The organism is Pseudomonas kielensis, assembly GCF_014236655.1.
GTDB lineage: Bacteria > Pseudomonadota > Gammaproteobacteria > Pseudomonadales > Pseudomonadaceae > Aquipseudomonas > Aquipseudomonas kielensis.
The window spans coordinates 94,930-116,031 of record NZ_JACMYG010000008.1; the positions used below are offsets into that span (position 1 = coordinate 94,930).

The following is a 21,102-nucleotide window of genomic DNA, read 5'->3' on the forward strand; positions in this document are numbered from 1 at the left end:
TACAAGCTTAGGTCCGTTATGCCTATAGGGATGCAGGAAATGTCTTTTGTTCTGAGGGATTTATCTTGAAAGCGGGTTCTAATGGTGCGCGATTGGTGCGTGGCAGGCGAAGTCCCGCGCGATGAACTACTACTGAGGCAGGTGTTTTTTCCGTCTTGAAGGGGGCTAAAGCCATGGCTGCTCACTGGTTGCTTGCGGCGGTTCATCTATTGGCCTATGCCCTCGCGTTGTGGGCGGTGCTGGCCCGTGCTTCGGCTTTTCGACGAGTGACGGCCGATGGCGGCGGTGCCCGCAGTGTGTTGCTGGCCGACAACGTTTGGGGTGTTTCGGCGATCATCCTGTTGCTGACGGGTGTGATGCGAGCCTTTGGTGGCTACGAAAAGGGTACGGACTACTATCTGCACCAGCCGCTGTTCCACCTGAAAATGGGCGTGTTCATCCTCATTCTGCTGTTGGAAATTGCGCCCATGCGGGCGTTGATCAAATGGCGGATCGCATTGGGGCGGCAGGCCCCGATCGATGTCGGGAGCACAGCGCTGTTCGCCAGGATCTGTCATGTCGAGGCGTTGTTGATTGTGCTGATGGTGGTGGCCGCCACGGGCATGGCGCGCGCAGTGGCGTTCGGCTGACGGCCCGCAAGGGCGTCGCTTTCGACGGGAGAAAAGAGAATCGGCTGACAGCGTCGTCTGGGGTTATCCCGTTAGTATCGACGTTGTTGGGGGGCACAGAATCTTTAGCCAGCCATTACTCTAAAAAGCAGGCTGGCTACTGATTGCTGTTCAAGCTCAGGTTTGCGGTTTTTCCGGGGCAGTCAGGCCTGCCTGGATGCGCTGGTAGATTTCTTCTCGATGCACCGCAACGTCTTTCGGGGCATTGATGCCGATTCTGACCTGCTGGCCGCTAACGCCCAGAATGGTGATGGTAATGTCGTCACCGATGTTTATGCTTTCACCGACTTTGCGGGTGAGTATCAGCATGATCTTCTCCTTGATAGCTTTGTAGGGCACCTGACTCACGTACAGATGTCGGTAATACGTATAGATTAGTGCGAAGTGTCACGGTTTGGGTGCTTCTTTCTGACGCGTAGACGCTGCATTAATTCCCGGGGTGCGACTATACAGAGGCTGCAATCATCATTCTCGTTGTTTTATCCCCTGTTTGCTTGGGTTGAGAGGCATTTTTGAGTGATAAGATCAGCGCCTTTGGCATTCAGAGGGAAAAGCTGTGCGCAAATTGATGTGGGTGATCGCGGTATTGGCGCTGACCGGGTGCGGTGAGCAGGCCGGGCAAGGGTCGAAGAAGCCCCAGGCGCCGGTTGTGGCCAATCCGGCAGAGGTCGCTGTGCCGCAGTGGGATGTGTTGGTGCAAGGTTCGACTCCGCAGGCTGTCAGCGATCTGACCGGGTGGTTGATCGAGCATAGCTTTGTTTCCTACGTCGTCACGCAAGACGGCAAACAACGTGTGTTGGTAGGGCCATTCAATTCCAAGGCTGAGGCCGAAACCCGCCAGGCTCAGGTGGCCGCTGCTCTGGTCAAGGCGAAGAAGCAGAATATCGAGACCCTGGTCATCGAGCACAATAGCGTTAAGTAAAACCTGCCTGGTTATCCGTCTATGGGGTAACGACTCATCACTTTCAGAAAGGCGCCCATGGCTCGCGCGGCCCCTTACTCCGTGTTCGACGCCGTCCTGCAACGAAAGCAGGTGCTGAGCCCATATCTGATGCGCGTAACGCTGGCCGGCTCCATGGTGACCGGCTGAGCGTCAGATTCCTCGGCAGTTGCTCAACCTTATGGGGTCGTGGCGGTACGACAAGGCTGGAAGCTAGCTGCTCGTCAAAGGCCCGGGGCGTTATACCCCGGGCCTTGTCTTAGCTGCAGAGTTTCATGTCGACCGGACCGACAAACTCATTGGCGCGACCCATGACGCAAGCGACCTTCTGGTTACGCTGGCGCTCCCAGACTTGCACCGGGTAGGTCTTGTTCCAGGCTTCGTACAATTGCCGATCTTGCTTGGACAGGCGCAGGCCGTACTGCTTGCTCATGTAGAAGTAGGTACGCGCGATCATGCCGCGGATGGAGGGGCGCGGCATGACCTTCTTGGCCTTGAAGTCGACCTGGGTCAGGCACGAACCATATTGTCCGCTTTGTACCGGCAGCCAGCCGAAACTGAAATTGCTGCGGTCGCCGTTCACCTCACCGATGCTGGGCACCAGGTTGTGCAAGTCGGCCTCGGCGCGCTGGTAGGTCGGGTCATGGCGGGTGCAGTTCTGCCGCCCACCTTCCTGCCAGCACTGACGCTGATGGCCGATCTGCCAGGCCGGCACGATGTGTTCCCATTCGATACGTGCCGCGCGGTTGGCGTTTTTCCGTGGCACGTAGCCACAGCCCACAAGGTCGACCCGATTGCCAGTGTACTTGCAGCCGCAGTAGAACTCGGTGGACTGCGGCGCGTAGAGCGTCCAGGCGATCTTTTTCGCTTCGTTAAACGTACGTGGCGCCTGCGCGTGTGCGCTGGCCGCCACCAGGAGTAGCAGCAACGCAAAACAACGAACCATCATCGACTCAGTCTTCCTTCGGCACTACCCAGAAAATCTGCACGCCACCGTCGTCGCGATGGGCGGGGGTGACGTTGTCGTTCTCGGCGATTTCCTCCAGCAGACGTTCCCACTCATCGACCGGCTCATCGGGGAGGCGGAAGATCAGTGCGGCTTTGGCTTTTTGCGCGTTCGGCGAGTTGATGATTTTTTGAATGCGTAAACCCATGCGTTCGTAAGAGCCGGGTGGGTTGCTGTTTGCTTGGGAAGTGGCCACGGGAGAGTCCTTATTAAGCTGTACGTGTATACAGTATTTAACTGTAAGCATTTTCGCAACTGCTTAAAATTCAAGAAGATCTTTCAGACCACAGGTTTTGCATTTTGGTGTGTGTCGGCAGGTTTTTTTTGCAGTGCTTGCGCCAGGGTGGCGCTGACTCGCCCGGGCGGGCGAGTCAGGAGGGCAAGCGTGCGACCCGGGCGGGCCGCACGCACTCGATCAGTATTCCCAGAACATCCGTTGCAGCTCTTTGCTGTCGGATGTCTTGGTCAGGGCAACCATGGCCAGGATCCGGGCTTTTTGCGGGTTCAGGTCATGCGCCACGACCCAGTCGTACTTGTCGTCTGGCTGTTCTGCGTTGCGCAGGACAAAACCGCCGGCATTGACGTGGGAAGAGCGGATGATCTGCACGCCATCCTTGCGCAGGGCCTGCAGGGAAGGCACGACGCGCGAGGACACCGAGCCATTGCCGGTACCGGCGTGGATGATTGCCTTGGCACCGGACTGGGCCAGCGCCTTGTACGCGGTGTCGCTGACATTGCCGTAGGAGTAGGCGATCTCTACGTCAGGCAGGCTCTTGATGGTCTTGATATCGAATTCCGAATCCATGGTGTGGCGCTTGGCTGGCAGGCGGAACCAGTAGGATTTGCCTTCGACGACCATGCCCATCGGGCCCCATGGGCTCTTGAACGCTTCAGTCTTGATGTTGACCATTTTGCTGACATCACGACCCGACTGGATCTCGTCGTTCATGGTCACCAGCACGCCTTTGCCGCGTGCGTCCTTGCTGCCGGCTACCGCGACGGCGTTGAACAGGTTGAGCATGCCGTCTGCCGACATGGCAGTGCCTGGGCGCATTGAGCCGACCACGACGATTGGCTTGTCGGTCTTTTCCACCAGGTTGAGGAAATAGGCGGTCTCTTCCAGGGTGTCGGTGCCGTGGGTGATGACGATGCCGTCGACGTCCTTGCTGTCAGCCAGTTCGGCCACGCGGCGGCCCAGTTGCAGGAGGTTTTCGTTGGTGATGCTTTCGGAGGCAATTTGCATCACTTGCTCACCGCGAACATTGGCCACCTGGCTCAGTTCGGGTACGCCGGCGATCAGTTGCTCGATCCCGACTTTGGCGGCCTGGTAGGTTGCGCTGTTGGCGGCGCTGGCGCCGGCGCCGGCAATGGTGCCGCCGGTAGCGAGGATCACCACATTCGCCAGTTTTTGCTGGTTGGCGACTTCTTTTGCCTGCAGGGCTGTCGGCAGAAGCAGCAGGAGGGCCAAGGCGCCCGGAACAAGGGTGTTGAAGGCAGATTTCATTATTTTCTCTCTAATAGTGATGACGGTGCTGATGCAGGTTCATCTAGATTCCCCCAGGCCGATCTGTATGCCGGGGGTAGGGGGTTAGAGCAGGATTTGTACCAGTCGGGAAGGAGGTGCAGATAACTTTTAAGTTGTTGATTTATAAAGATTAAATTCTGTTGTGTGAGGCTGGTGTAACAAAGCATGTCCGGGATTCCGACGAAATCTGCGGAAAGTGTTCGGTTGTCCGAAAGCTCCTACGATCTGAATGGATACGCCCTACGTGATTGGGAAAGTTTGGCACTCAAGTAAACGCTGCCCCGGCCGATGCTTCTTGAAGGATCACTATTTCAAGGAGCTCAGATGACCACTGCAATCGGTTCAACCTCAGGCCTGACGGTTCGTGTCAGCGACAAACCCCTGGTGGTTGTCCAGGCGTCCGACAAGACACTGGCAAATGCCTCGGGCGAAGTGTTGGCGGTCGAGGAGGAAGGCGCAGGCAAGCCGGTGGTCAGTTCCAGGCTACAGGCCGAGGACAGCCCGTCCGCCGAAGAGTCCGGCGGCAGTGTCCTGGTGCAAGCCTTGCAAGAGCGCATGAGGGAATTGCAGGCGTTGTTGCAAAAGCAACAGGCGCAGTTGGCTGCTGCACAGGCGGCGTCCTATCCGACGCCTGAAGCCAAGACGACGGTGGTGGCGGGCATTCAAGGGCAGATTGCCTCGACCAGCGCGGCGCTGATGCAAACCGCGGCGGCCCTGGCCAAGGAGTTGGGCAAAGGTTCGTCGGGCGGTTTGGTCAATACCACCGCTTGAGCATCCAGGCTTTGGCCAGTCGTTGACAAATAGCGGCAGGGTTCCCATAGTTCGGTCTACGCAAACGTTTGCGCAGTGGTGCCCGTGAAGAACAGCCATGGCTGTGGCACTGCAGGCGTTGCTCACAATAATCATAAGATCGGAGTGAACCCATGAAGCTGCCATTCGCTGGACGTCTTCTTGCTGTCGCTATGCTGGCTGCCGCCGCCACCGCTGTGCCTCTCTCTTCGGCTTTCGCCGATACCCCTGAAAAACCCAAGGTCGCCCTGGTCATGAAATCCCTGGCCAACGAGTTCTTCCTGACCATGGAAGATGGCGCCAAGGCCTACCAGAAAGAACATCCTGGCGATTTTGACCTGGTCTCCAACGGGATCAAGGACGAAACCGACACCGCCAACCAGATTCGTATTGTCGAGCAGATGATCGTTTCCAAGGTCAACGCGCTGGTGATCGCACCCGCCGACTCCAAGGCGATGGTGCCGGTGATCAAGAAGGCCGTCGACGCCGGCATCACAGTGATCAACATTGATAACCAACTCGACCCGGATGTGCTCAAGAGCAAGAACATCAGCGTGCCTTTTGTCGGCCCGGACAACCGCAAGGGCGCACGCCTGGTTGGGGAGTACCTGGCCAAGCAACTCAAGGCCGGTGACGAAGTCGGCATCATCGAAGGGGTTTCCACCACCACCAACGCCCAGGCACGTACCGCGGGCTTCAAGGATGCGATGGAGGCGGCGCAGATCAAGGTGGTATCGCTGCAGTCCGGTGACTGGGAGATCAATAAGGGCAATCAGGTCGCCTCCTCGATGCTCAGCGAATACCCACAGATCAAGGCCCTGCTGGCCGGTAACGACAGCATGGCGGTAGGCGCCGTTTCCGCAGTGCGAGCGGCAGGCAAGGCGGGCAAGGTGCAGGTGGTGGGTTATGACAACATCAATGCCATCAAGCCGATGCTCAAGGATGGTCGAGTCCTGGCCACCGCCGACCAGTTCGCAGCGAAGCAAGCGGTGTTTGGCATCGAAACCGCGCTGAAAATCCTCAAGGGCGAAAAGGTCGACAGTGGTCCACAAGGCGTGATCGAAACGCCGGTTGAGCTGGTCACCCAATAACCCGTCTGGCATCACAATGGCGCTCGCCCGTGCGGGCGGGTGCATGGAGAGTTTGTTATGTCAGTGAGTGCCTCGAGCGCGGTCCTTGCGGTCAGCGGTATCGGCAAGACGTATGCGCAGCCGGTGTTGACCGGCATTGACCTGACGCTGATGCGCGGCGAAGTGCTGGCGCTGACCGGTGAGAACGGTGCCGGCAAAAGCACGCTGTCGAAGATTATCGGCGGGCTGGTCACCCCGACGACCGGGCATATGCAGTTCCACGGGCAGGAGTACCGTCCGGGCAGTCGTGCCCAGGCCGAAGCCCTGGGGATCCGCATGGTCATGCAGGAGCTCAACCTGCTGCCGACCTTGTCGGTGGCGGAAAACCTGTTTCTCGACAACCTGCCCAGCAACGGCGGCTGGATCAGCCGCAAGCGTCTGCGCAGTGCCGCGATCGAGGCCATGGCTCAGGTTGGCCTCGATGCAATCGACCCGGACACGCTGGTGGGCGAACTGGGCATTGGTCATCAGCAAATGGTCGAAATCGCCCGCAACCTGATCGGCGACTGCCATGTGCTGATTCTCGACGAGCCGACAGCCATGCTGACGGCCCGTGAAGTCGAGATGCTGTTCGAGCAAATCAGCCGCCTGCAAGCCCGGGGCGTGGCGATCATTTATATCTCCCATCGGCTCGAAGAACTGGCGCGTGTGGCCCAGCGCATTGCGGTGTTGCGCGACGGTCACTTGGTCTGCGTCGAGCCGATGGCCAACTACAACAGCGAGCAACTGGTCAATCTGATGGTCGGCCGCGAGCTGGGCGAGCACATTGACCTTGGGCCGCGGCAGATAGGGGCTGCGGCGCTCACGGTCAGCGGTTTGAGTCGGGCGGACAAGGTGCTGGATGTGTCCTTCACGGTGCGCGCCGGGGAAATCTTCGGGATTTCCGGCTTGATCGGCGCCGGGCGTACCGAGTTGCTGCGCCTGATCTTCGGCGCCGACGCGGCGGACAGTGGCACGGTGGCCTTGGGTTTCCCCGCGCAGGTGGTGAGCATCCGCTCGCCGGCCGATGCGGTGGCCCACGGGATCGCGCTGATCACCGAGGACCGCAAGGGTGAGGGCCTGCTGCTGACGCAGTCGATCAGCGCCAATATCGCCTTGGGTAACATGCCGGAGATTTCCAGGGGCGGGGTGGTCAACCCGAGTGCGGAGACCGCGTTGGCGCAGCGGCAGATCGACGCCATGCGCATTCGCAGCTCCAGTCCGACCCAGCTGGTGGGCGAGCTGTCCGGCGGTAATCAGCAAAAGGTGGTGATCGGCCGCTGGCTCGAACGCGAGTGTTCGGTGTTGATGTTCGATGAGCCGACTCGCGGCATCGACGTGGGGGCCAAGTTTGATATCTACGCCTTGCTCGGCGACCTGACTCGCCAAGGCAAGGCGTTGGTGGTGGTGTCCAGTGACCTGCGTGAACTGATGTTGATTTGTGACCGTATTGGCGTGTTGTCGGCGGGGCGGCTGGTCGAGACCTTCGAGCGCGACAGCTGGAGCCAGGATGATTTGCTTGCTGCCGCTTTTGCCGGCTACCAAAAACGTGATGCGTTGCTCAATGAAGCAGCGCCTAGGGATCTCCCATGAAAACTGCAGTGTCCGCTGGCAAACGTAGTGGCAACTTTTACGGCCTGGGTACCTACCTGGGCCTGGCCGGTGCCTTGCTGGCGATGATTGCGCTGTTCTCGGTGTTGAGCAGTCATTTCCTGTCGTACGACACCTTCAGCACCCTGGCCAACCAGATTCCCGACCTGATGGTGCTGGCGGTCGGCATGACGTTTGTGCTGATCATCGGCGGGATCGACCTGTCGGTGGGTTCGGTGCTGGCCCTGGCGGCGTCCACGGTCAGCGTGGCGATCCTGGGCTGGGGCTGGAGCGTCCTGCCGGCAGCGTTGCTGGGCATGGCCGCTGCGGCGCTGGCCGGGACTATTACCGGCTCGATCACCGTGGCCTGGCGCATTCCCTCGTTCATCGTGTCCCTGGGGGTGCTGGAAATGGCCCGCGGCGTGGCCTACCAGATGACCGGCTCGCGCACCGCCTACATCGGTGATGCATTCGCCTGGCTGTCCAACCCCATTGCCTTTGGCATCTCGCCGTCGTTCATCATTGCGCTGCTGATCATCTTCATCGCCCAGGCAGTGCTGACCCGCACCGTGTTTGGGCGCTATCTGATCGGCATCGGCACCAACGAAGAGGCGGTGCGCCTGGCGGGGATCAATCCCAAGCCGTACAAAATTCTGGTGTTCAGCCTGATGGGCCTGCTGGCAGGCGTCGCGGCACTGTTCCAGATCTCGCGCCTGGAGGCGGCGGACCCCAATGCCGGTTCCGGCCTGGAGCTGCAAGTCATCGCGGCCGTGGTGATCGGCGGGACCAGCCTGATGGGTGGGCGCGGCTCGGTGATCAGTACCTTCTTCGGTGTGCTGATCATTTCCGTGCTGGCGGCAGGGCTTGCGCAAATTGGCGCCACTGAGCCGACCAAACGCATCATTACCGGTGCCGTGATTGTGATTGCAGTGGTGCTGGACACCTATCGCAGCCAACGCGCCCGGCGCCGGAGCTAACCATGGCAACGATCAAGGATGTGGCGGCACTCGCGGGGATTTCCTACACCACGGTGTCGCATGTGCTGAACAAGACCCGACCGGTGAGCGAGGAGGTGCGGCTTAAAGTCGAGGCGGCAATCCAGCGCCTGGACTACGTGCCCAGCGCCGTGGCCCGCTCGCTCAAGGCCAAGACCACCGCGACCATCGGCCTGCTGGTGCCCAACAGCCTAAACCCGTACTTCGCAGAGTTGGCCCGGGGCATCGAGGACTACTGCGAGCGTAATGGCTACTGCGTGATTCTGTGCAATTCCGACGATAACCCGGACAAGCAGCGCAGCTACCTGCGGGTGCTTCTGGAAAAGCGCATCGATGGCCTGATCGTCGCCTCCGCCGGTGGTGACAGCGGGCTGGCCCAGGGCCTGGCGGGCGTGCGCACGCCGATGGTGATTGTCGACCGCGGGCTGGAAGGGCTGGATGCGGACCTGGTTCGTATCGACCACGAGTACGGCGCCTACCTGGCGACCCGACACCTGCTGCAATTGGGGCATCGCGACATCGCCAGCATCGGCGGTCCGGCCCACACCAGCGTGGCCCAGATGCGCCTGGCCGGTTTCTGCCGGGCGCTGAAAGAGGCGGGGGTGCAGGTGCCGACCGAGCGTATGATTGAAAGTGACTTCACCAGCACCGGCGGTTACAACGCGGCGGCGGTGCTGCTGGCGAGTAACCCACCGACGGCGATTTTCGCCGGCAACGACATGATGGGCATCGGCGCGCTGCGCGCGGCCGCTGAACGCAACATCCGGGTGCCGAGCGAGCTGTCGGTGATCGGTTTTGACGACATTCAAATGAGCCGCTACGTCTACCCGGCGCTGACCACGGTCGGCCAGTCGATCCTGCAACTGGGAGAGATGGCGGCGCAAGTGCTGTTGCGCCGGATCGCGGCTCCCCAATTGGCGACCGATCAGCAGATCGTGACGCCCAGCATTGTCTTGCGAGAGTCGACAGCGCCGTTGTCCGGCGTCTTCGACTCGTTGCGCTGAAGCGACTTGATGAGTATCGATACATGCCAGCGAAAGTAGTGGTTGTAGGCAGTTTGAACATGGACCTTGTGACTCGCGCGCCGCGCTTGCCCCGTGGCGGAGAAACCCTGATCGGCCAATCGTTTGCCACGGTCTCGGGCGGCAAGGGCGCCAACCAGGCGGTGGCCGCGGCACGCCTGGGCGCACAGGTGGCGATGGTCGGCTGTGTCGGCAGCGATGCCTATGGCAGGGAGCTGCGCGAGGCGCTGCTGGCCGAGCAGATCGATTGCCAGGCACTCAGCACTGTCGAGGGCAGCAGTGGCGTGGCGCTGATTGTGGTCGACGACCACAGCCAGAACGCGATCGTGATAGTGGCCGGTGCCAACGGCGCGTTGACCCCGCCCGTGGTCGATCAGTTCGACGCGGTCCTGCAGGCGGCCGATGTGCTGATCTGTCAGTTGGAAGTGCCGTACGACACAGTGGGGCATGTGCTGCGCCGTGGCCGCGAGCTGGGCAAGACCGTGATCCTCAACCCGGCACCGGCCAGCGGTGCGCTGCCAGTGGATTGGTATGGGAGCATCGACTACCTGATTCCCAACGAAAGTGAAGCCGCGGCGCTCAGCGGGCTGCCCGTGGAATCCCTGGAGACGGCCAAAGCCGCGGCGAGCCAGTTGATCGCCATGGGCGCTGGCAAGGTGATCATCACCCTCGGTGCCGAAGGTTCGTTGTTTGCCAATGGCCAGGGCTTTCAGCACTTCCCCGCGCCCCGGGTGACGGCGGTCGACACCACGGCGGCCGGCGATACCTTTGTCGGTGGTTTTGCCGCGGCATTGGCCGGCGGCAGCAACGAGGTCGAGGCCATTCGTTTTGGTCAGGTGGCGGCCGCGCTGTCGGTGACCCGTGCCGGCGCGCAACCTTCGATTCCTCGCCTGTCCGACGTTCAAGGATTCAGCGCCCCATGAAAAAGACCCCATTGCTCAACGTCGCCCTGTCGCGGCTGATCGCCTCACTGGGGCATGGCGACATGCTGGTGATCGGTGATGCCGGACTGCCGGTGCCGCCTGGCGTCGAATTGATCGACCTGGCCCTGACCCAGGGCATTCCTGATTTTGTCAGCACCTTGAAGGTGGTGCTCAGTGAGATGCAGGTCGAAAGCCACGTGCTGGCCGAAGAAATCCTGCTCAAGCGGCCGCCGGCACTGCCGGAACTCGAGGCGCTGACGGCCCGGGGGGCGATCGGCGAGCGGCGCTTGCTCAGTCACGAGGCTTTCAAGCAACTGAGCCGCCAGGCCCGGGCGATTGTGCGTACCGGCGAATGCCAGCCCTACAGCAACATCGTGCTGGTGGCCGGAGTGACGTTCTGAACCTGATTCGTTTCATTCACGCACAAGGAGTGCGCCATGCGTCGCTATGCTCAACAGATTCATCATCTATTCAGGAGCCTGCTGCTTTTGTCCCTGCTAACCGCTACCAGCGCTCACGCGGCGCCCAGGATTGATCTGATCATCGACACCGACCCGGGTGCTGACGACGTGGTGGCGCTGCTGTTTGCCCTGGCGTCGCCCGAGGAGCTGAACATTCGCGCCCTGACCACCGTTGCCGGCAACGTTCGCTTGGACAAGACCTCGCGCAATGCGCGGCTGGCCCGGGAGTGGGCAGGGCGCGAGGAGGTACCGGTGTATGCCGGCGCGCCGAAGCCGCTGCTGCGCACGCCGATCTATGCCGAGAATATTCACGGCAAGGAAGGTTTGTCCGGGGTGGCAGTGCATGAGCCCAAGGCCGGGCTGACCGAAGGTCATGCGGTCAACTACCTGATCGACACCCTGCGTGCAGCCAAGCCCCACAGCATCACCATCGCCATGCTCGGGCCGCAGACCAATCTGGCGCTGGCGCTGATCCAGGCTCCGGACATCACCCAGGGCATCAAGGAAGTGGTGGTGATGGGCGGTGCCCACTTCAATGGCGGCAACATCACCCCGGTGGCCGAGTTCAACCTGTTCGCCGACCCGCAGGCAGCCGAGGTGGTGCAAAAGAGTGGGGTGAAGCTGACGTACCTGCCGCTGGACGTGACCCACAAGATTCTCACCAGCGAGGCGCGCCTGCAGCAGATTGCCGCGCTGAACAATAAGGCGAGCAAGCTGGTGGGCGATATTCTCAATGAATACGTCAAAGGCGACATGGAACATTACGGCATGACGGGCGGCCCGGTGCACGACGCTACCGTGATCGCTTACCTACTCAAGCCTGAACTGTTCAGTGGGCGTGCCGTGAACGTCGTGGTCGACAGTCGCGAAGGCCCGACCTTCGGCCAGACGATTGTCGACTGGTATGACGGCCTCAAGGCGCCGAAAAATGCCTTCTGGGTGGAAAGCGGCGATGCCCAGGGCTTCTTCGACCTGCTGACCGAGCGCCTGGCGCGGCTGAAGTAAGGCGTGTCCCCGTGGGTGCCAGCCTGCGGGGGTTATTCGCGCTCCAAAGCGCTGGTGGCTTTGTGCTCGGAAGGGTACTTCTCGAAAATCTGCGCGATGAAGGTGTGGGCCGCATCGGCTCCCAGTTCCTTGACCAGTAGATCGATACTGATGATTGCAAGCTCTTCCGGACTACCAGGGCTGTAGGAGCTATGGCCCTGTGGCCATTTGGCTTTGATGTCGGCGTCGATACTTACGGTGGTCATGATGGCGCTCGTGAAGTCGGAAAAGTCTGAGAGAGGAGTTAACCATTTTGCCGCGCATTTGGCACTCCGACTTAGGCATCAAAGGAGGGCTATGCGACACTTGGTCTTTGATTACTGTCCAAGGACCCTGCTGTGCAGATTGATTTGAACACCCCGGACGGCTTGAGCCTGGAGGCGGTACGCCAGTTACTCGCGGCTGCCAGCGACGATGAGCACACCCAATTGCGCGTGACCAAGGGCGGTATTGCCTACATTTCCTCGGGCGTTGTCGGTGGTAGCGAGATCGACGGCCTGCTGTTTCGCCTGGAGACCTGGGCCAAGGGCTCTGGTTACGTCGGACGAATCGCCGCCAGCGATGAAGTGTGGGTCATGCAGATCTTCAATGCGCTGAAGGAGAACTGGCCCAATCCTCCTTACGACTACATCGACGTCTATTGAGCCCTGTTCATATTCAGTGACGATTGTGCGCTGAACAGGGTGCGATGGCTCAGGCAAACTTGCGCGCTCGACGCGTTTGAGGGCAAGGTGATGGCCGCGACCATGAACCAAACGCCTCAATGGTGGTCGGTTGTCGCACGAATTCAGCTTAATTATTGTAAGGAGGCTTCATGCCTTGGAAGCTCGCGTCATTGGGTACTGTGTTGGCCTTGGTCACGTTGGCCGGTTGCAGCAGCACCGCCGAGTCGGCAAAAGACCCCGTAGTGGCAGAGGCGGGCAGTGGTCGCTGTGATGCCAAAGCCGCCGAATTCACCATCGGCAAGAAAGCTTCGCCACAATTGCTGGAAGAGGCTCGCACCCGTTCCGGCTCACAGAGTGCCCGGATCTTGCGGCCGAACGACATGATTACCTTGGAATACCGTTCCGATCGCTTGAACCTGAACACGGATGCTGGCCTGGTGATTACCCGGGTCAACTGCGGCTGATAGTTAAGCGGCTGGAATAACGCCCATAAAAAACCCCGTCACATGGACGGGGTTTTTTTAGTGCGCCTGGAAATTACTCTGGGCGAACTTGTGCAGCTTGCATACCCTTTTGGCCTTTCTCAGCCACGAAGGAAACGGTTTGGCCTTCTTTCAGGCTTTTGAAACCGTCGCTTTCGATAGCTTTGAAGTGTACGAACAGGTCGTCACCGCCACCTTGAGGAGTGATGAAGCCGAAGCCTTTTTCATCGTTGAACCATTTAACGGTGCCGGTTTGGCGATTAGACATGGTGTATCTCCAAGAAACATATATTTTCAGTAGTACTGTGCTGCTCAGGCCAACTGGGCACACCGGGGTATCATAGTCGAAATGTTCGACTTGGAACCCCCCCAGCAGCACGGTTTGCTCTGCTGTCGCGCTTTCTTTCTCGCTGAAATTGCCTGGAAGCCCCGGTTTACAAGGGTTTCAGCCAAAAATAAAAGCGATAAAAAAAGCTGTAAAACCTGCATAAATTGTTGGTTCTGGCAGTTTTTTCGCCGTTTCAGGCCACTTTTCGGGGTAAAAATCCCCGCTCAAAACGCTGTTTACTGGGCCTTGCAGGCGGCAATTGCGCCTTGCGCCTTTTTCACCAGTTCAGGTGAGGGCGGGGTCTGCTTGCTCATCAGTTGGGTGATTTCCTGGGTGGTGAACTTCTTGTTCAGTTCGTCGGCACCACAGGCGCAATGTTTCGTGGCGTTTGCCTCGCCAATGGTTTGGGCGGCAGCCTCGGTGCAATCCTTCATGAAGGCATCACGCGCGCCTGCAGGCCAGGCTGCTTGGGCGCTGAGCGGCAGCAGCATGGCCAATGGCGCGGCAAGGGCAAAAAGACGGATAAGGCGCATGACGGAAACTCCTGTGGGTCAATAAGGTGTCGCGATTCTCAGGGTGTTTGAGGGGGTTCGTACATCTCAAGTTCACTTGTGGCGGCAAATTCGCGGCAACGCAACAAGCGCGCGGCGATGACCGTTCATCTGTGCTAGCATCCCACGCTTGGGAATTTTCAGGCCCTGGACGATCTATTCGCCAGGTGCGGTTGATGCCCGAAGAACCCTGATTTGATCTCCAGTCACTCTGGTTCGGTTCCCGGTTGGCCGCAAGGCTCCTGCCGCTGTAAGGCAGGCGTTCATCATTGAATGGCCTGGACTGAATCGCGTACTGGCTGCTCATCCCAACCCACGTGACCTTTGGTAGGGGTCACCACTAGGAGAGGAGGCGCCATGCCCACTATTACTCTTCCCGACGGTAGTCAACGTTCGTTCGATCATCCGGTATCCGTAGCCGAAGTCGCCGCATCCATTGGTGCTGGCCTGGCCAAGGCCACCCTGGCCGGCAAGGTCAACGGCAAACTGGTCGACGCCTGCGATGTCATCGACAGCGACGCCACCCTGCAAATCATCACGCCTAAAGACGAAGAGGGGCTGGAGATCATTCGCCACTCTTGCGCACACCTGATTGGCCACGCGGTCAAGCAGCTGTACCCGACGGCGAAAATGGTGATCGGTCCGGTCATCGACGAAGGTTTCTATTACGACATCGCCTACGAGCGTCCTTTTACTCCGGACGACCTGGCGGCCATCGAACAGCGCATGCACCAGCTGATCGAGAAAGATTACGACGTGATCAAGAAAGTCACCCCGCGCGCCGGTGTGATCGACGTGTTCACCCAGCGTGGCGAGGACTACAAGCTGCGTCTGGTCGAGGACATGCCGAACGAACAGGCCATGGGCCTGTACTATCACGAAGAATACGTCGACATGTGCCGCGGTCCGCACGTGCCGAACACCCGCTTCCTGAAATCCTTCAAGCTGACCAAGCTGTCTGGCGCCTACTGGCGCGGTGATGCCAAGAACGAGCAGTTACAGCGCGTCTATGGCACTGCCTGGGCCGACAAGAAGCAACTGGCGGCCTACATCCAGCGCATTGAAGAAGCCGAGAAACGCGACCACCGCAAGATCGGCAAGCGGCTGAACCTGTTCCATCTCCAGGAAGAAGCGCCGGGCATGGTGTTCTGGCACCCGAACGGCTGGACCCTGTACCAGGTACTCGAGCAGTACATGCGCCAGGTGCAGCGTGACAACGGTTACCTGGAGATCAAGACTCCACAGGTCGTTGATCGTAGCCTGTGGGAGAAATCCGGGCACTGGGCCAACTACGCCGACAACATGTTCACCACCCAGTCGGAAAACCGCGACTACGCCATCAAGCCGATGAATTGCCCATGCCACGTGCAGGTATTCAACCAGGGCTTGAAGAGCTACCGCGAGTTGCCGATGCGCCTGGCCGAGTTCGGTGCCTGCCACCGTAACGAGCCATCGGGTGCGCTGCACGGCATCATGCGTGTGCGCGGCTTCACTCAGGACGATGCCCACATCTTCTGCACCGAAGAGCAGATGCAGGCCGAATCCGCTGCATTCATCAAGCTGACCATGGACGTTTATCGCGATTTCGGCTTTACCGAAGTCGAGATGAAGCTGTCCACTCGTCCGGAAAAACGCGTCGGTTCCGACGAGCTGTGGGATCGCGCCGAGTCAGCACTGGCCGCAGCGCTAGACAGTGCGGGCCTTGCGTACGATCTGCAGCCGGGTGAGGGTGCGTTCTACGGTCCGAAAATCGAGTTCTCGCTAAAAGATTGCCTCGGTCGCGTCTGGCAATGTGGTACCTTGCAGCTCGATTTTAACCTGCCGATCCGTCTGGGAGCCGAATACGTCTCCGAAGACAACAGTCGCAAGCACCCGGTCATGCTGCACCGGGCGATCCTGGGTTCCTTCGAGCGTTTTGTCGGGATTCTGATCGAGCATTACGAGGGCGCGTTCCCTGCGTGGCTGGCTCCGACCCAGGCAGTGATCATGAATATCACTGATAAACAGGCAGATTTTGCCGCTGAAGTTGAAAAAACTCTCAATCAAAGCGGTTTTCGTGCCAAGTCCGACTTGAGAAATGAAAAGATCGGCTTTAAAATCCGCGAGCATACTTTGCTCAAGGTTCCCTATCTCTTGGTTATCGGGGATCGGGAAGTCGAGATGCAGACTGTCGCTGTGCGTACTCGTGAAGGTGCTGACCTGGGCTCGATGCCCGTCGCCCAGTTCGCTGAGTTTCTCGCGCAAGCGGTTTCCCGGCGTGGTCGCCCAGATTCGGAGTAATTATTATTAAGCGTGAAATGAGACAAGATAAACGAGCTGCACCGAAAGCCCCGATCAACGAGAATATCTCGGCACGCGAGGTTCGGTTAATTGGGGCTGAAGGCGAGCAGCTTGGGATTGTGTCAATTGAAGACGCGCTTCTTAAGGCTGAAGAAGCCAAGCTCGATTTGGTGGAAATTTCCGCCGATGCAGTACCTCCTGTCTGCAAGCTGATGGACTACGGCAAATCGATCTTCGAAAAGAAGAAGCAGATTGCTGCGGCCAAGAAGAACCAGAAGCAGATCCAGGTTAAAGAAATCAAGTTTCGTCCAGGGACGGAGGAAGGGGATTACCAGGTAAAACTGCGCAACCTGGTACGTTTCCTGAGTGATGGGGACAGGGCCAAGGTATCCTTGCGATTCCGCGGCCGTGAGATGGCCCACCAGGAGCTGGGGATGGAACTCCTCAAGCGAGTTGAAGGTGACTTGCTCGAGTACGGTTCGGTCGAACAGCATCCTAAGATGGAAGGACGCCAACTGATCATGGTCATCGCCCCGAAAAAGAAGAAGTAATCATCAGGGCACGGCAGGCCTTCTGATTATGTTTATCAACTGAATGCGGAGTATCCGAACATGCCAAAAATGAAAACGAAAAGTGGTGCTGCTAAGCGGTTTCTGAAAACTGCTAACGGTATCAAGCACAAGCACGCTTTCAAGAGCCACATCCTGACTAAAATGTCGACCAAGCGTAAGCGTCAACTGCGCGGTAGCAGCTTGCTGCATCCGTCTGACGTGGCAAAAGTCGAGCGCATGCTGCGCCTTCGTTAATTTTAGTCAAGAATAGAGGAAGTAACTCATGGCTCGTGTAAAGCGTGGCGTCATTGCCCGTAAACGTCACAAAAAAATTCTGAAACTTGCTAAAGGCTACTACGGCGCTCGCTCGCGCGTATTCCGTGTTGCCAAGCAAGCGGTAATCAAGGCAGGCCAATACGCCTACCGTGACCGTCGTCAGAAAAAACGTCAGTTCCGCGCTCTGTGGATCGCTCGTATCAACGCTGGTGCTCGTATCAACGGTCTGTCCTACAGCCGTTTCATCGCCGGCCTGAAAAAAGCGTCCATCGAGATCGACCGTAAGGTTCTGGCTGATCTGGCAGTGAACGAAAAAGCGGCGTTTGCTGCGATTGTCGAGAAAGCTAAAGCCACCTTGGCTTAAGTACCCCCGACAGTCACCCGGCCTCACCTCTGTGGGGCCAGGTGTTAAACGTCATAAATAGGGGAAGAGCCTTCAAGCTCTTCCCCTATTTTGTATCTGGAGTCTGTACATGGAAAACCTGGATGCGCTGGTCTCTCAAGCACTAGAGGCTGTGCAAAGCGCTGAAGATATCAATGCCCTGGAGCAAATCCGGGTTCACTACCTTGGTAAAAAGGGCGAATTGACTCAGGTGATGAAGACCCTGGGGAATTTGCCAGCAGAAGAGCGTCCGCAAGTCGGCGCCCTGATCAACGTTGCCAAGGAGCGTGTCACAGAGGTTCTCAATGCGCGCAAGGCGCTGTTTGAAGCCGCCGACCTGGCTGCCAAACTGTCCGCCGAGTCCATTGACGTGACCCTGCCTGGTCGCGGCCAGACCTCGGGCGGTCTGCACCCGGTTACCCGGACTCTGGAACGTATCGAACAGTTCTTCACCCATATCGGCTACGGCATTGCCGAAGGCCCTGAGGTCGAAGACGATTATCACAACTTCGAGGCGCTCAACATCCCAGGCCACCACCCGGCCCGGTCGATGCACGACACCTTCTATTTCAACGCCAACATGCTGTTGCGCACCCATACCTCGCCGGTACAGGTCCGCACCATGGAGTCGAAACAGCCGCCGATCCGCATCGTCTGCCCAGGCCGTGTGTACCGTAGCGACTCGGATATCACCCACTCGCCGATGTTCCACCAGGTCGAAGGCCTGCTGGTCGATCGCGATATCAACTTCGCCGACCTCAAAGGCACCATCGAAGAGTTCCTGCGGGTGTTCTTCGAAAAAGAACTGGCCGTGCGTTTCCGTCCTTCGTACTTCCCGTTCACCGAGCCATCCGCTGAAGTCGACATGGAATGCGTGATGTGCAGCGGTAAAGGCTGCCGCGTCTGCAAGCAGACCGGCTGGCTGGAAGTGATGGGCTGCGGCATGGTGCACCCGAACGTGCTGCGGATGTCCGGCATTGATCCGGAAGAGTTCTCCGGCTTTGCCTTCGGCATGGGCGTGGAGCGTCTGGCCATGCTGCGTTACGGCGTGAACGACTTGCGTCTGTTCTTCGACAACGACTTGCGGTTCCTCGCGCAATTTCGCTAGTCGTAACGAATTTTTAGGAGAGCAGGATGAAATTCAGTGAACAATGGCTGCGCGGCTGGGTAAGCCCGCAGGTAAGTCGCGACGAGCTGGTTGCCCGTCTGTCGATGGCCGGTCTTGAGGTCGATAGCGTTACCCCGGCCGCCGGTGTGTTTAATGGCGTCGTGGTGGGCGAGGTGCTGAGCACCGAGCAGCACCCGGACGCTGACAAGCTGCGCGTGTGCCAGGTCAGCAATGGTGCCGAAACCTTCCAGGTCGTGTGCGGAGCGCCAAACGTGCGCCCGGGCCTGAAGATTCCATTCGCCATGATCGGCGCCGAACTGCCAGGCGACTTCAAGATCAAGAAAGCCAAGCTGCGTGGCGTCGAGTCCAACGGCATGTTGTGCTCGCAAGCCGAATTGCAGGTGGGTGAGGGCAATGACGGCCTGATGGAGCTACCGGCTGATGCGCCGGTGGGCGAAGACTTCCGCGTCTACCTGGGCCTGGAAGACGCCAGCATCGAGGTCGACCTGACCCCGAACCGCGGCGACTGTCTGTCTCTGGCTGGCCTGGCCCGTGAAGTGGGTGCGCTGTACGCCGCTCCCGTCACTCGTCCGGTGGTGGCTGCCGTGCCTGCCGCGCATGACGAAGTGCGCTCGGTAGAAGTGCTGGCCCCCGCTGCCTGCCCACGTTACCTGGGCCGGGTAATCCGCAACGTCGACCTGTCCAAGCCGACACCGCTGTGGATGGTCGAGCGTCTGCGCCGCGCCGATGTACGCAGCATCGATGCTGCCGTCGACATCACCAACTACGTGATGCTCGAGCTGGGCCAACCGCTGCACGCCTTCGACCTTGCCGAAATCAACGGCGGCATCCGCGTGCGCATGGCTGAAGAAGGCGAAAAGCTGGTCCTGCTCGACGGTCAGGAAGTCAGCCTGCGCGCCGACACCCTGGTCATCGCCGACCATACCCGTGCCCTGGCGATTGCCGGCGTCATGGGTGGCGAGCACAGTGGCGTATCCGCCACGACGCGCGATATTTTCCTGGAAAGCGCGTTCTTCGACCAAATCGCAGTCGCTGGCAAGGCTCGTTCCTACGGTCTGCACACCGACGCCTCGCACCGCTACGAGCGTGGAGTGGACTGGCAACTGGCCCGTGAAGCCATGGAGCGCGCCACTGGCCTGCTGCTGGACATCACTGGCGGCGAAGCTGGCCCGATCATCGAGACCGTCAACGCGCAGTACCTGCCGTCGATCGCGCCAATCACCCTGCGTGCCCAGCGCATCACCCAGATGTTGGGCATGGAAATGGACCCTGTCCAGGTCGAGCGTTTGCTCAGCGCCTTGGGCCTGACCATCTCGGCGGACGGGGCAGGGCAGTGGCGCGTTGAAGTGCCAAGCCACCGCTTTGATATCAGCCTGGAAGTCGACCTGATCGAGGAGCTGGCCCGCCTGTACGGTTACAACCGTCTGCCGGTCCGTTACCCGCAAGCGCGCCTGGCACCACAAGCCAAGGCCGAAGCCCGCAGCGACTTGCCTGAATTGCGTCGTCTGCTGGTCGCCCGTGGCTACCAGGAAGCGATCACCTACAGCTTCATCGACCCGAAACAGTTCGAACTGTTCAACCCGGGCGTTGAACCGCTGCTGCTGGCCAACCCGATTTCCAACGACATGGCGGCCATGCGCTCCTCCTTGTGGCCTGGTCTGGTCAAGGCCTTGCAGCACAACCTGAACCGTCAGCAGGATCGCGTGCGTCTGTTCGAAAGCGGCCTGCGTTTTGTCGGGCAGCTTGAAGGCCTCAAGCAAGAGCCGATGCTCGCCGGTGTGGTCTGCGGCAGCCGTCTGCCCGAAGGCTGGGCGCAGGGCCGCGACGTGGTGGATTTCTTCGACGTCAAAGCTGACGTGGAAGCGGTGCTGGGCTTCGCCGGTGCACTGGGTTCGTTCACCTTCTCCCCAGGCAGCCACCCGGCATTGCACCCGGGTCAAACCGCGCGCATCGAGCGTGAAGGTCGCGAAGTCGGTTTCATCGGCGCACTGCACCCCGAACTGACAAAAACCCTCGGTCTTGACCGTCCGGTATTCGTCTTTGAGCTGGTATTGGGCGAAGTGGCCTTGGGCAAAATGCCTAAATTCCACGAGTTATCGCGCTTTCCTGAAGTGCGGCGTGACCTCGCGTTGCTGGCCGATGCAGGCGTTGCCGCCAGTGCTGTCATGGATGTAATCCGTGAAAATGCAGGCGAATGGCTGACAGACCTCAGGCTCTTTGACGTTTATCAGGGTAAAGGCATTGATCCTCATAGAAAAAGCCTTGCAGTTGGCTTGACCTGGCAGCATCCATCGCGCACTCTTAATGACGATGAGGTGAATACCACGACGCAAAACATCCTCACCTCGCTCGAACAAAGGTTGAACGCCACGTTAAGGAAGTGACG

The 21,102-nt window shown here is 59.3% G+C and carries 25 protein-coding genes; 18 read left to right on the plus strand and 7 right to left on the minus strand.

Annotated elements, in window-relative coordinates:
• The first annotated feature begins 173 nt into the window (after positions 1–173).
• The gene (locus H7995_RS10440) at positions 174–629 is read left to right on the plus strand and encodes a DUF2214 family protein (RefSeq protein WP_185818321.1); all 456 of its coding nucleotides are present in this window, start codon (positions 174–176) and stop codon (positions 627–629) included.
• 156 nt (positions 630–785) lie between these two features.
• On the opposite strand, the gene csrA is transcribed toward H7995_RS10440, so the two are convergent.
• Positions 786–977, minus strand: coding sequence for a carbon storage regulator CsrA (gene csrA / locus H7995_RS10445; RefSeq protein ID WP_008057174.1), 192 nt, complete (start codon positions 975–977; stop codon positions 786–788).
• 247 nt (positions 978–1,224) lie between these two features.
• On the opposite strand from csrA, the gene H7995_RS10450 reads away from it, so the two are divergent.
• On the plus strand, positions 1,225–1,590 hold the full coding sequence (locus H7995_RS10450; RefSeq protein WP_182344165.1) for an SPOR domain-containing protein: 366 nt from the start codon (positions 1,225–1,227) through the stop codon (positions 1,588–1,590).
• 277 nt (positions 1,591–1,867) lie between these two features.
• On the opposite strand, the gene H7995_RS10455 is transcribed toward H7995_RS10450, so the two are convergent.
• The 3 genes from H7995_RS10455 to H7995_RS10465 form a co-directional block, all read right to left on the minus strand.
• Positions 1,868–2,557 carry an endonuclease gene (locus tag H7995_RS10455; protein ID WP_166590567.1) on the minus strand — a complete coding sequence of 230 codons (690 nt, stop codon included), beginning with the start codon at positions 2,555–2,557 and terminating at the stop codon, positions 1,868–1,870.
• A 4-nt stretch (positions 2,558–2,561) separates the two neighbouring features.
• Positions 2,562–2,762: a DUF1654 domain-containing protein gene (locus tag H7995_RS10460; protein WP_342345330.1), complete on the minus strand. Its 201-nt coding sequence runs from the start codon at positions 2,760–2,762 to the stop codon at positions 2,562–2,564.
• Between the two features lie 267 nt (positions 2,763–3,029).
• Complete coding sequence (locus H7995_RS10465) at positions 3,030–4,118, minus strand: asparaginase (RefSeq protein WP_185818323.1); 1,089 nt, start codon at positions 4,116–4,118, stop codon at positions 3,030–3,032.
• Positions 4,119–4,463: 345 nt separating this feature from the next.
• On the opposite strand from H7995_RS10465, the gene H7995_RS10470 reads away from it, so the two are divergent.
• The 8 genes from H7995_RS10470 (at position 4,464) to H7995_RS10505 (ending at position 12,033) form a co-directional block, all read left to right on the plus strand.
• Positions 4,464–4,910: a hypothetical protein gene (locus H7995_RS10470; protein ID WP_166590570.1), complete on the plus strand. Its 447-nt coding sequence runs from the start codon at positions 4,464–4,466 to the stop codon at positions 4,908–4,910.
• A 152-nt stretch (positions 4,911–5,062) separates the two neighbouring features.
• Entirely contained in the window at positions 5,063–6,019 is a 957-nt protein-coding gene (locus tag H7995_RS10475) for a sugar ABC transporter substrate-binding protein (protein ID WP_166590571.1), read from the plus strand.
• Between the two features lie 57 nt (positions 6,020–6,076).
• Complete coding sequence (locus H7995_RS10480) at positions 6,077–7,630, plus strand: sugar ABC transporter ATP-binding protein (protein WP_166590572.1); 1,554 nt, start codon at positions 6,077–6,079, stop codon at positions 7,628–7,630.
• The gene (locus H7995_RS10485) at positions 7,627–8,604 is read left to right on the plus strand and encodes an ABC transporter permease (protein ID WP_166590573.1); all 978 of its coding nucleotides are present in this window, start codon (positions 7,627–7,629) and stop codon (positions 8,602–8,604) included. The genes H7995_RS10480 and H7995_RS10485 overlap by 4 nt, the downstream gene beginning before the upstream one ends.
• Before the next feature lie 2 nt (positions 8,605–8,606).
• Positions 8,607–9,626 carry a LacI family DNA-binding transcriptional regulator gene (locus tag H7995_RS10490; RefSeq protein WP_166590574.1) on the plus strand — a complete coding sequence of 340 codons (1,020 nt, stop codon included), beginning with the start codon at positions 8,607–8,609 and terminating at the stop codon, positions 9,624–9,626.
• A 23-nt stretch (positions 9,627–9,649) separates the two neighbouring features.
• Positions 9,650–10,567 (plus strand): ribokinase, encoded by a 918-nt coding sequence (rbsK, locus tag H7995_RS10495; protein ID WP_166590575.1) that lies wholly within the window; start codon positions 9,650–9,652, stop codon positions 10,565–10,567.
• A complete protein-coding gene (gene rbsD, locus H7995_RS10500; RefSeq protein WP_166590576.1) occupies positions 10,564–10,968 on the plus strand; it encodes a D-ribose pyranase in 405 nt (134 codons plus the stop codon). The genes rbsK and rbsD overlap by 4 nt, the downstream gene beginning before the upstream one ends.
• Before the next feature lie 36 nt (positions 10,969–11,004).
• Positions 11,005–12,033 (plus strand): nucleoside hydrolase, encoded by a 1,029-nt coding sequence (locus tag H7995_RS10505; RefSeq protein ID WP_182344173.1) that lies wholly within the window; start codon positions 11,005–11,007, stop codon positions 12,031–12,033.
• Positions 12,034–12,065: 32 nt separating this feature from the next.
• Here the strand turns inward: H7995_RS10505 and H7995_RS10510 are convergent, their stop codons facing one another.
• Positions 12,066–12,278 (minus strand): hypothetical protein, encoded by a 213-nt coding sequence (locus tag H7995_RS10510; RefSeq protein ID WP_166590578.1) that lies wholly within the window; start codon positions 12,276–12,278, stop codon positions 12,066–12,068.
• 132 nt (positions 12,279–12,410) lie between these two features.
• On the opposite strand from H7995_RS10510, the gene H7995_RS10515 reads away from it, so the two are divergent.
• Both H7995_RS10515 and H7995_RS10520 read left to right on the plus strand, forming a co-directional pair.
• Complete coding sequence (locus tag H7995_RS10515) at positions 12,411–12,716, plus strand: hypothetical protein (protein ID WP_166590579.1); 306 nt, start codon at positions 12,411–12,413, stop codon at positions 12,714–12,716.
• 170 nt (positions 12,717–12,886) lie between these two features.
• Complete coding sequence (locus H7995_RS10520) at positions 12,887–13,201, plus strand: I78 family peptidase inhibitor (protein ID WP_185818324.1); 315 nt, start codon at positions 12,887–12,889, stop codon at positions 13,199–13,201.
• Positions 13,202–13,274: 73 nt separating this feature from the next.
• Here the strand turns inward: H7995_RS10520 and H7995_RS10525 are convergent, their stop codons facing one another.
• Entirely contained in the window at positions 13,275–13,487 is a 213-nt protein-coding gene (locus H7995_RS10525) for a cold-shock protein (protein WP_003179963.1), read from the minus strand.
• 296 nt (positions 13,488–13,783) lie between these two features.
• Entirely contained in the window at positions 13,784–14,080 is a 297-nt protein-coding gene (locus H7995_RS10530) for a hypothetical protein (protein WP_166590581.1), read from the minus strand.
• 375 nt (positions 14,081–14,455) lie between these two features.
• On the opposite strand from H7995_RS10530, the gene thrS reads away from it, so the two are divergent.
• The 6 genes from thrS to pheT all read left to right on the plus strand — a co-directional run bounded on the left by thrS (position 14,456) and on the right by pheT (position 21,100).
• Positions 14,456–16,378, plus strand: a complete 1,923-nt coding sequence (thrS, locus tag H7995_RS10535) for a threonine--tRNA ligase (protein WP_095169244.1) — start codon at positions 14,456–14,458, stop codon at positions 16,376–16,378.
• The gene (gene infC, locus H7995_RS10540) at positions 16,378–16,929 is read left to right on the plus strand and encodes a translation initiation factor IF-3 (RefSeq protein WP_172435341.1); all 552 of its coding nucleotides are present in this window, start codon (positions 16,378–16,380) and stop codon (positions 16,927–16,929) included. Before thrS ends, infC begins: the two co-directional genes overlap by 1 nt.
• A 60-nt stretch (positions 16,930–16,989) precedes the next feature.
• A complete protein-coding gene (rpmI, locus tag H7995_RS10545) occupies positions 16,990–17,184 on the plus strand; it encodes a 50S ribosomal protein L35 (protein ID WP_002553160.1) in 195 nt (64 codons plus the stop codon).
• A gap of 28 nt (positions 17,185–17,212) precedes the next feature.
• The gene (gene rplT / locus H7995_RS10550) at positions 17,213–17,569 is read left to right on the plus strand and encodes a 50S ribosomal protein L20 (RefSeq protein ID WP_007905879.1); all 357 of its coding nucleotides are present in this window, start codon (positions 17,213–17,215) and stop codon (positions 17,567–17,569) included.
• 109 nt (positions 17,570–17,678) lie between these two features.
• Positions 17,679–18,695: a phenylalanine--tRNA ligase subunit alpha gene (pheS, locus tag H7995_RS10555; protein WP_095143262.1), complete on the plus strand. Its 1,017-nt coding sequence runs from the start codon at positions 17,679–17,681 to the stop codon at positions 18,693–18,695.
• 26 nt (positions 18,696–18,721) lie between these two features.
• Entirely contained in the window at positions 18,722–21,100 is a 2,379-nt protein-coding gene (pheT, locus tag H7995_RS10560) for a phenylalanine--tRNA ligase subunit beta (protein ID WP_166590582.1), read from the plus strand.
• Positions 21,101–21,102: the final 2 nt, after the last annotated feature.

Excerpts from the sequence above, each read along its gene's own strand:
- H7995_RS10440 (WP_185818321.1), top strand. The coding sequence starts at position 174 with ATGGCTGCTCACTGGTTGCTTGCGGCGGTTCATCTATTGGCCTATGCC.
- csrA (WP_008057174.1), bottom strand. The coding sequence starts at position 977 with ATGCTGATACTCACCCGCAAAGTCGGTGAAAGCATAAACATCGGTGAC.
- H7995_RS10455 (WP_166590567.1), bottom strand. The coding sequence starts at position 2,557 with ATGATGGTTCGTTGTTTTGCGTTGCTGCTACTCCTGGTGGCGGCCAGC.
- H7995_RS10460 (WP_342345330.1), bottom strand. The coding sequence starts at position 2,762 with ATGGGTTTACGCATTCAAAAAATCATCAACTCGCCGAACGCGCAAAAA.
- H7995_RS10465 (WP_185818323.1), bottom strand. The coding sequence starts at position 4,118 with ATGAAATCTGCCTTCAACACCCTTGTTCCGGGCGCCTTGGCCCTCCTG.
- H7995_RS10470 (WP_166590570.1), top strand. The coding sequence starts at position 4,464 with ATGACCACTGCAATCGGTTCAACCTCAGGCCTGACGGTTCGTGTCAGC.
- H7995_RS10475 (WP_166590571.1), top strand. The coding sequence starts at position 5,063 with ATGAAGCTGCCATTCGCTGGACGTCTTCTTGCTGTCGCTATGCTGGCT.
- H7995_RS10480 (WP_166590572.1), top strand. The coding sequence starts at position 6,077 with ATGTCAGTGAGTGCCTCGAGCGCGGTCCTTGCGGTCAGCGGTATCGGC.
- H7995_RS10485 (WP_166590573.1), top strand. The coding sequence starts at position 7,627 with ATGAAAACTGCAGTGTCCGCTGGCAAACGTAGTGGCAACTTTTACGGC.
- H7995_RS10490 (WP_166590574.1), top strand. The coding sequence starts at position 8,607 with ATGGCAACGATCAAGGATGTGGCGGCACTCGCGGGGATTTCCTACACC.
- rbsK (WP_166590575.1), top strand. The coding sequence starts at position 9,650 with ATGCCAGCGAAAGTAGTGGTTGTAGGCAGTTTGAACATGGACCTTGTG.
- rbsD (WP_166590576.1), top strand. The coding sequence starts at position 10,564 with ATGAAAAAGACCCCATTGCTCAACGTCGCCCTGTCGCGGCTGATCGCC.
- H7995_RS10505 (WP_182344173.1), top strand. The coding sequence starts at position 11,005 with ATGCGTCGCTATGCTCAACAGATTCATCATCTATTCAGGAGCCTGCTG.
- H7995_RS10510 (WP_166590578.1), bottom strand. The coding sequence starts at position 12,278 with ATGACCACCGTAAGTATCGACGCCGACATCAAAGCCAAATGGCCACAG.
- H7995_RS10520 (WP_185818324.1), top strand. The coding sequence starts at position 12,887 with ATGCCTTGGAAGCTCGCGTCATTGGGTACTGTGTTGGCCTTGGTCACG.
- H7995_RS10525 (WP_003179963.1), bottom strand. The coding sequence starts at position 13,487 with ATGTCTAATCGCCAAACCGGCACCGTTAAATGGTTCAACGATGAAAAA.
- H7995_RS10530 (WP_166590581.1), bottom strand. The coding sequence starts at position 14,080 with ATGCGCCTTATCCGTCTTTTTGCCCTTGCCGCGCCATTGGCCATGCTG.
- thrS (WP_095169244.1), top strand. The coding sequence starts at position 14,456 with ATGCCCACTATTACTCTTCCCGACGGTAGTCAACGTTCGTTCGATCAT.
- rpmI (WP_002553160.1), top strand. The coding sequence starts at position 16,990 with ATGCCAAAAATGAAAACGAAAAGTGGTGCTGCTAAGCGGTTTCTGAAA.
- rplT (WP_007905879.1), top strand. The coding sequence starts at position 17,213 with ATGGCTCGTGTAAAGCGTGGCGTCATTGCCCGTAAACGTCACAAAAAA.
- pheS (WP_095143262.1), top strand. The coding sequence starts at position 17,679 with ATGGAAAACCTGGATGCGCTGGTCTCTCAAGCACTAGAGGCTGTGCAA.
- pheT (WP_166590582.1), top strand. The coding sequence starts at position 18,722 with ATGAAATTCAGTGAACAATGGCTGCGCGGCTGGGTAAGCCCGCAGGTA.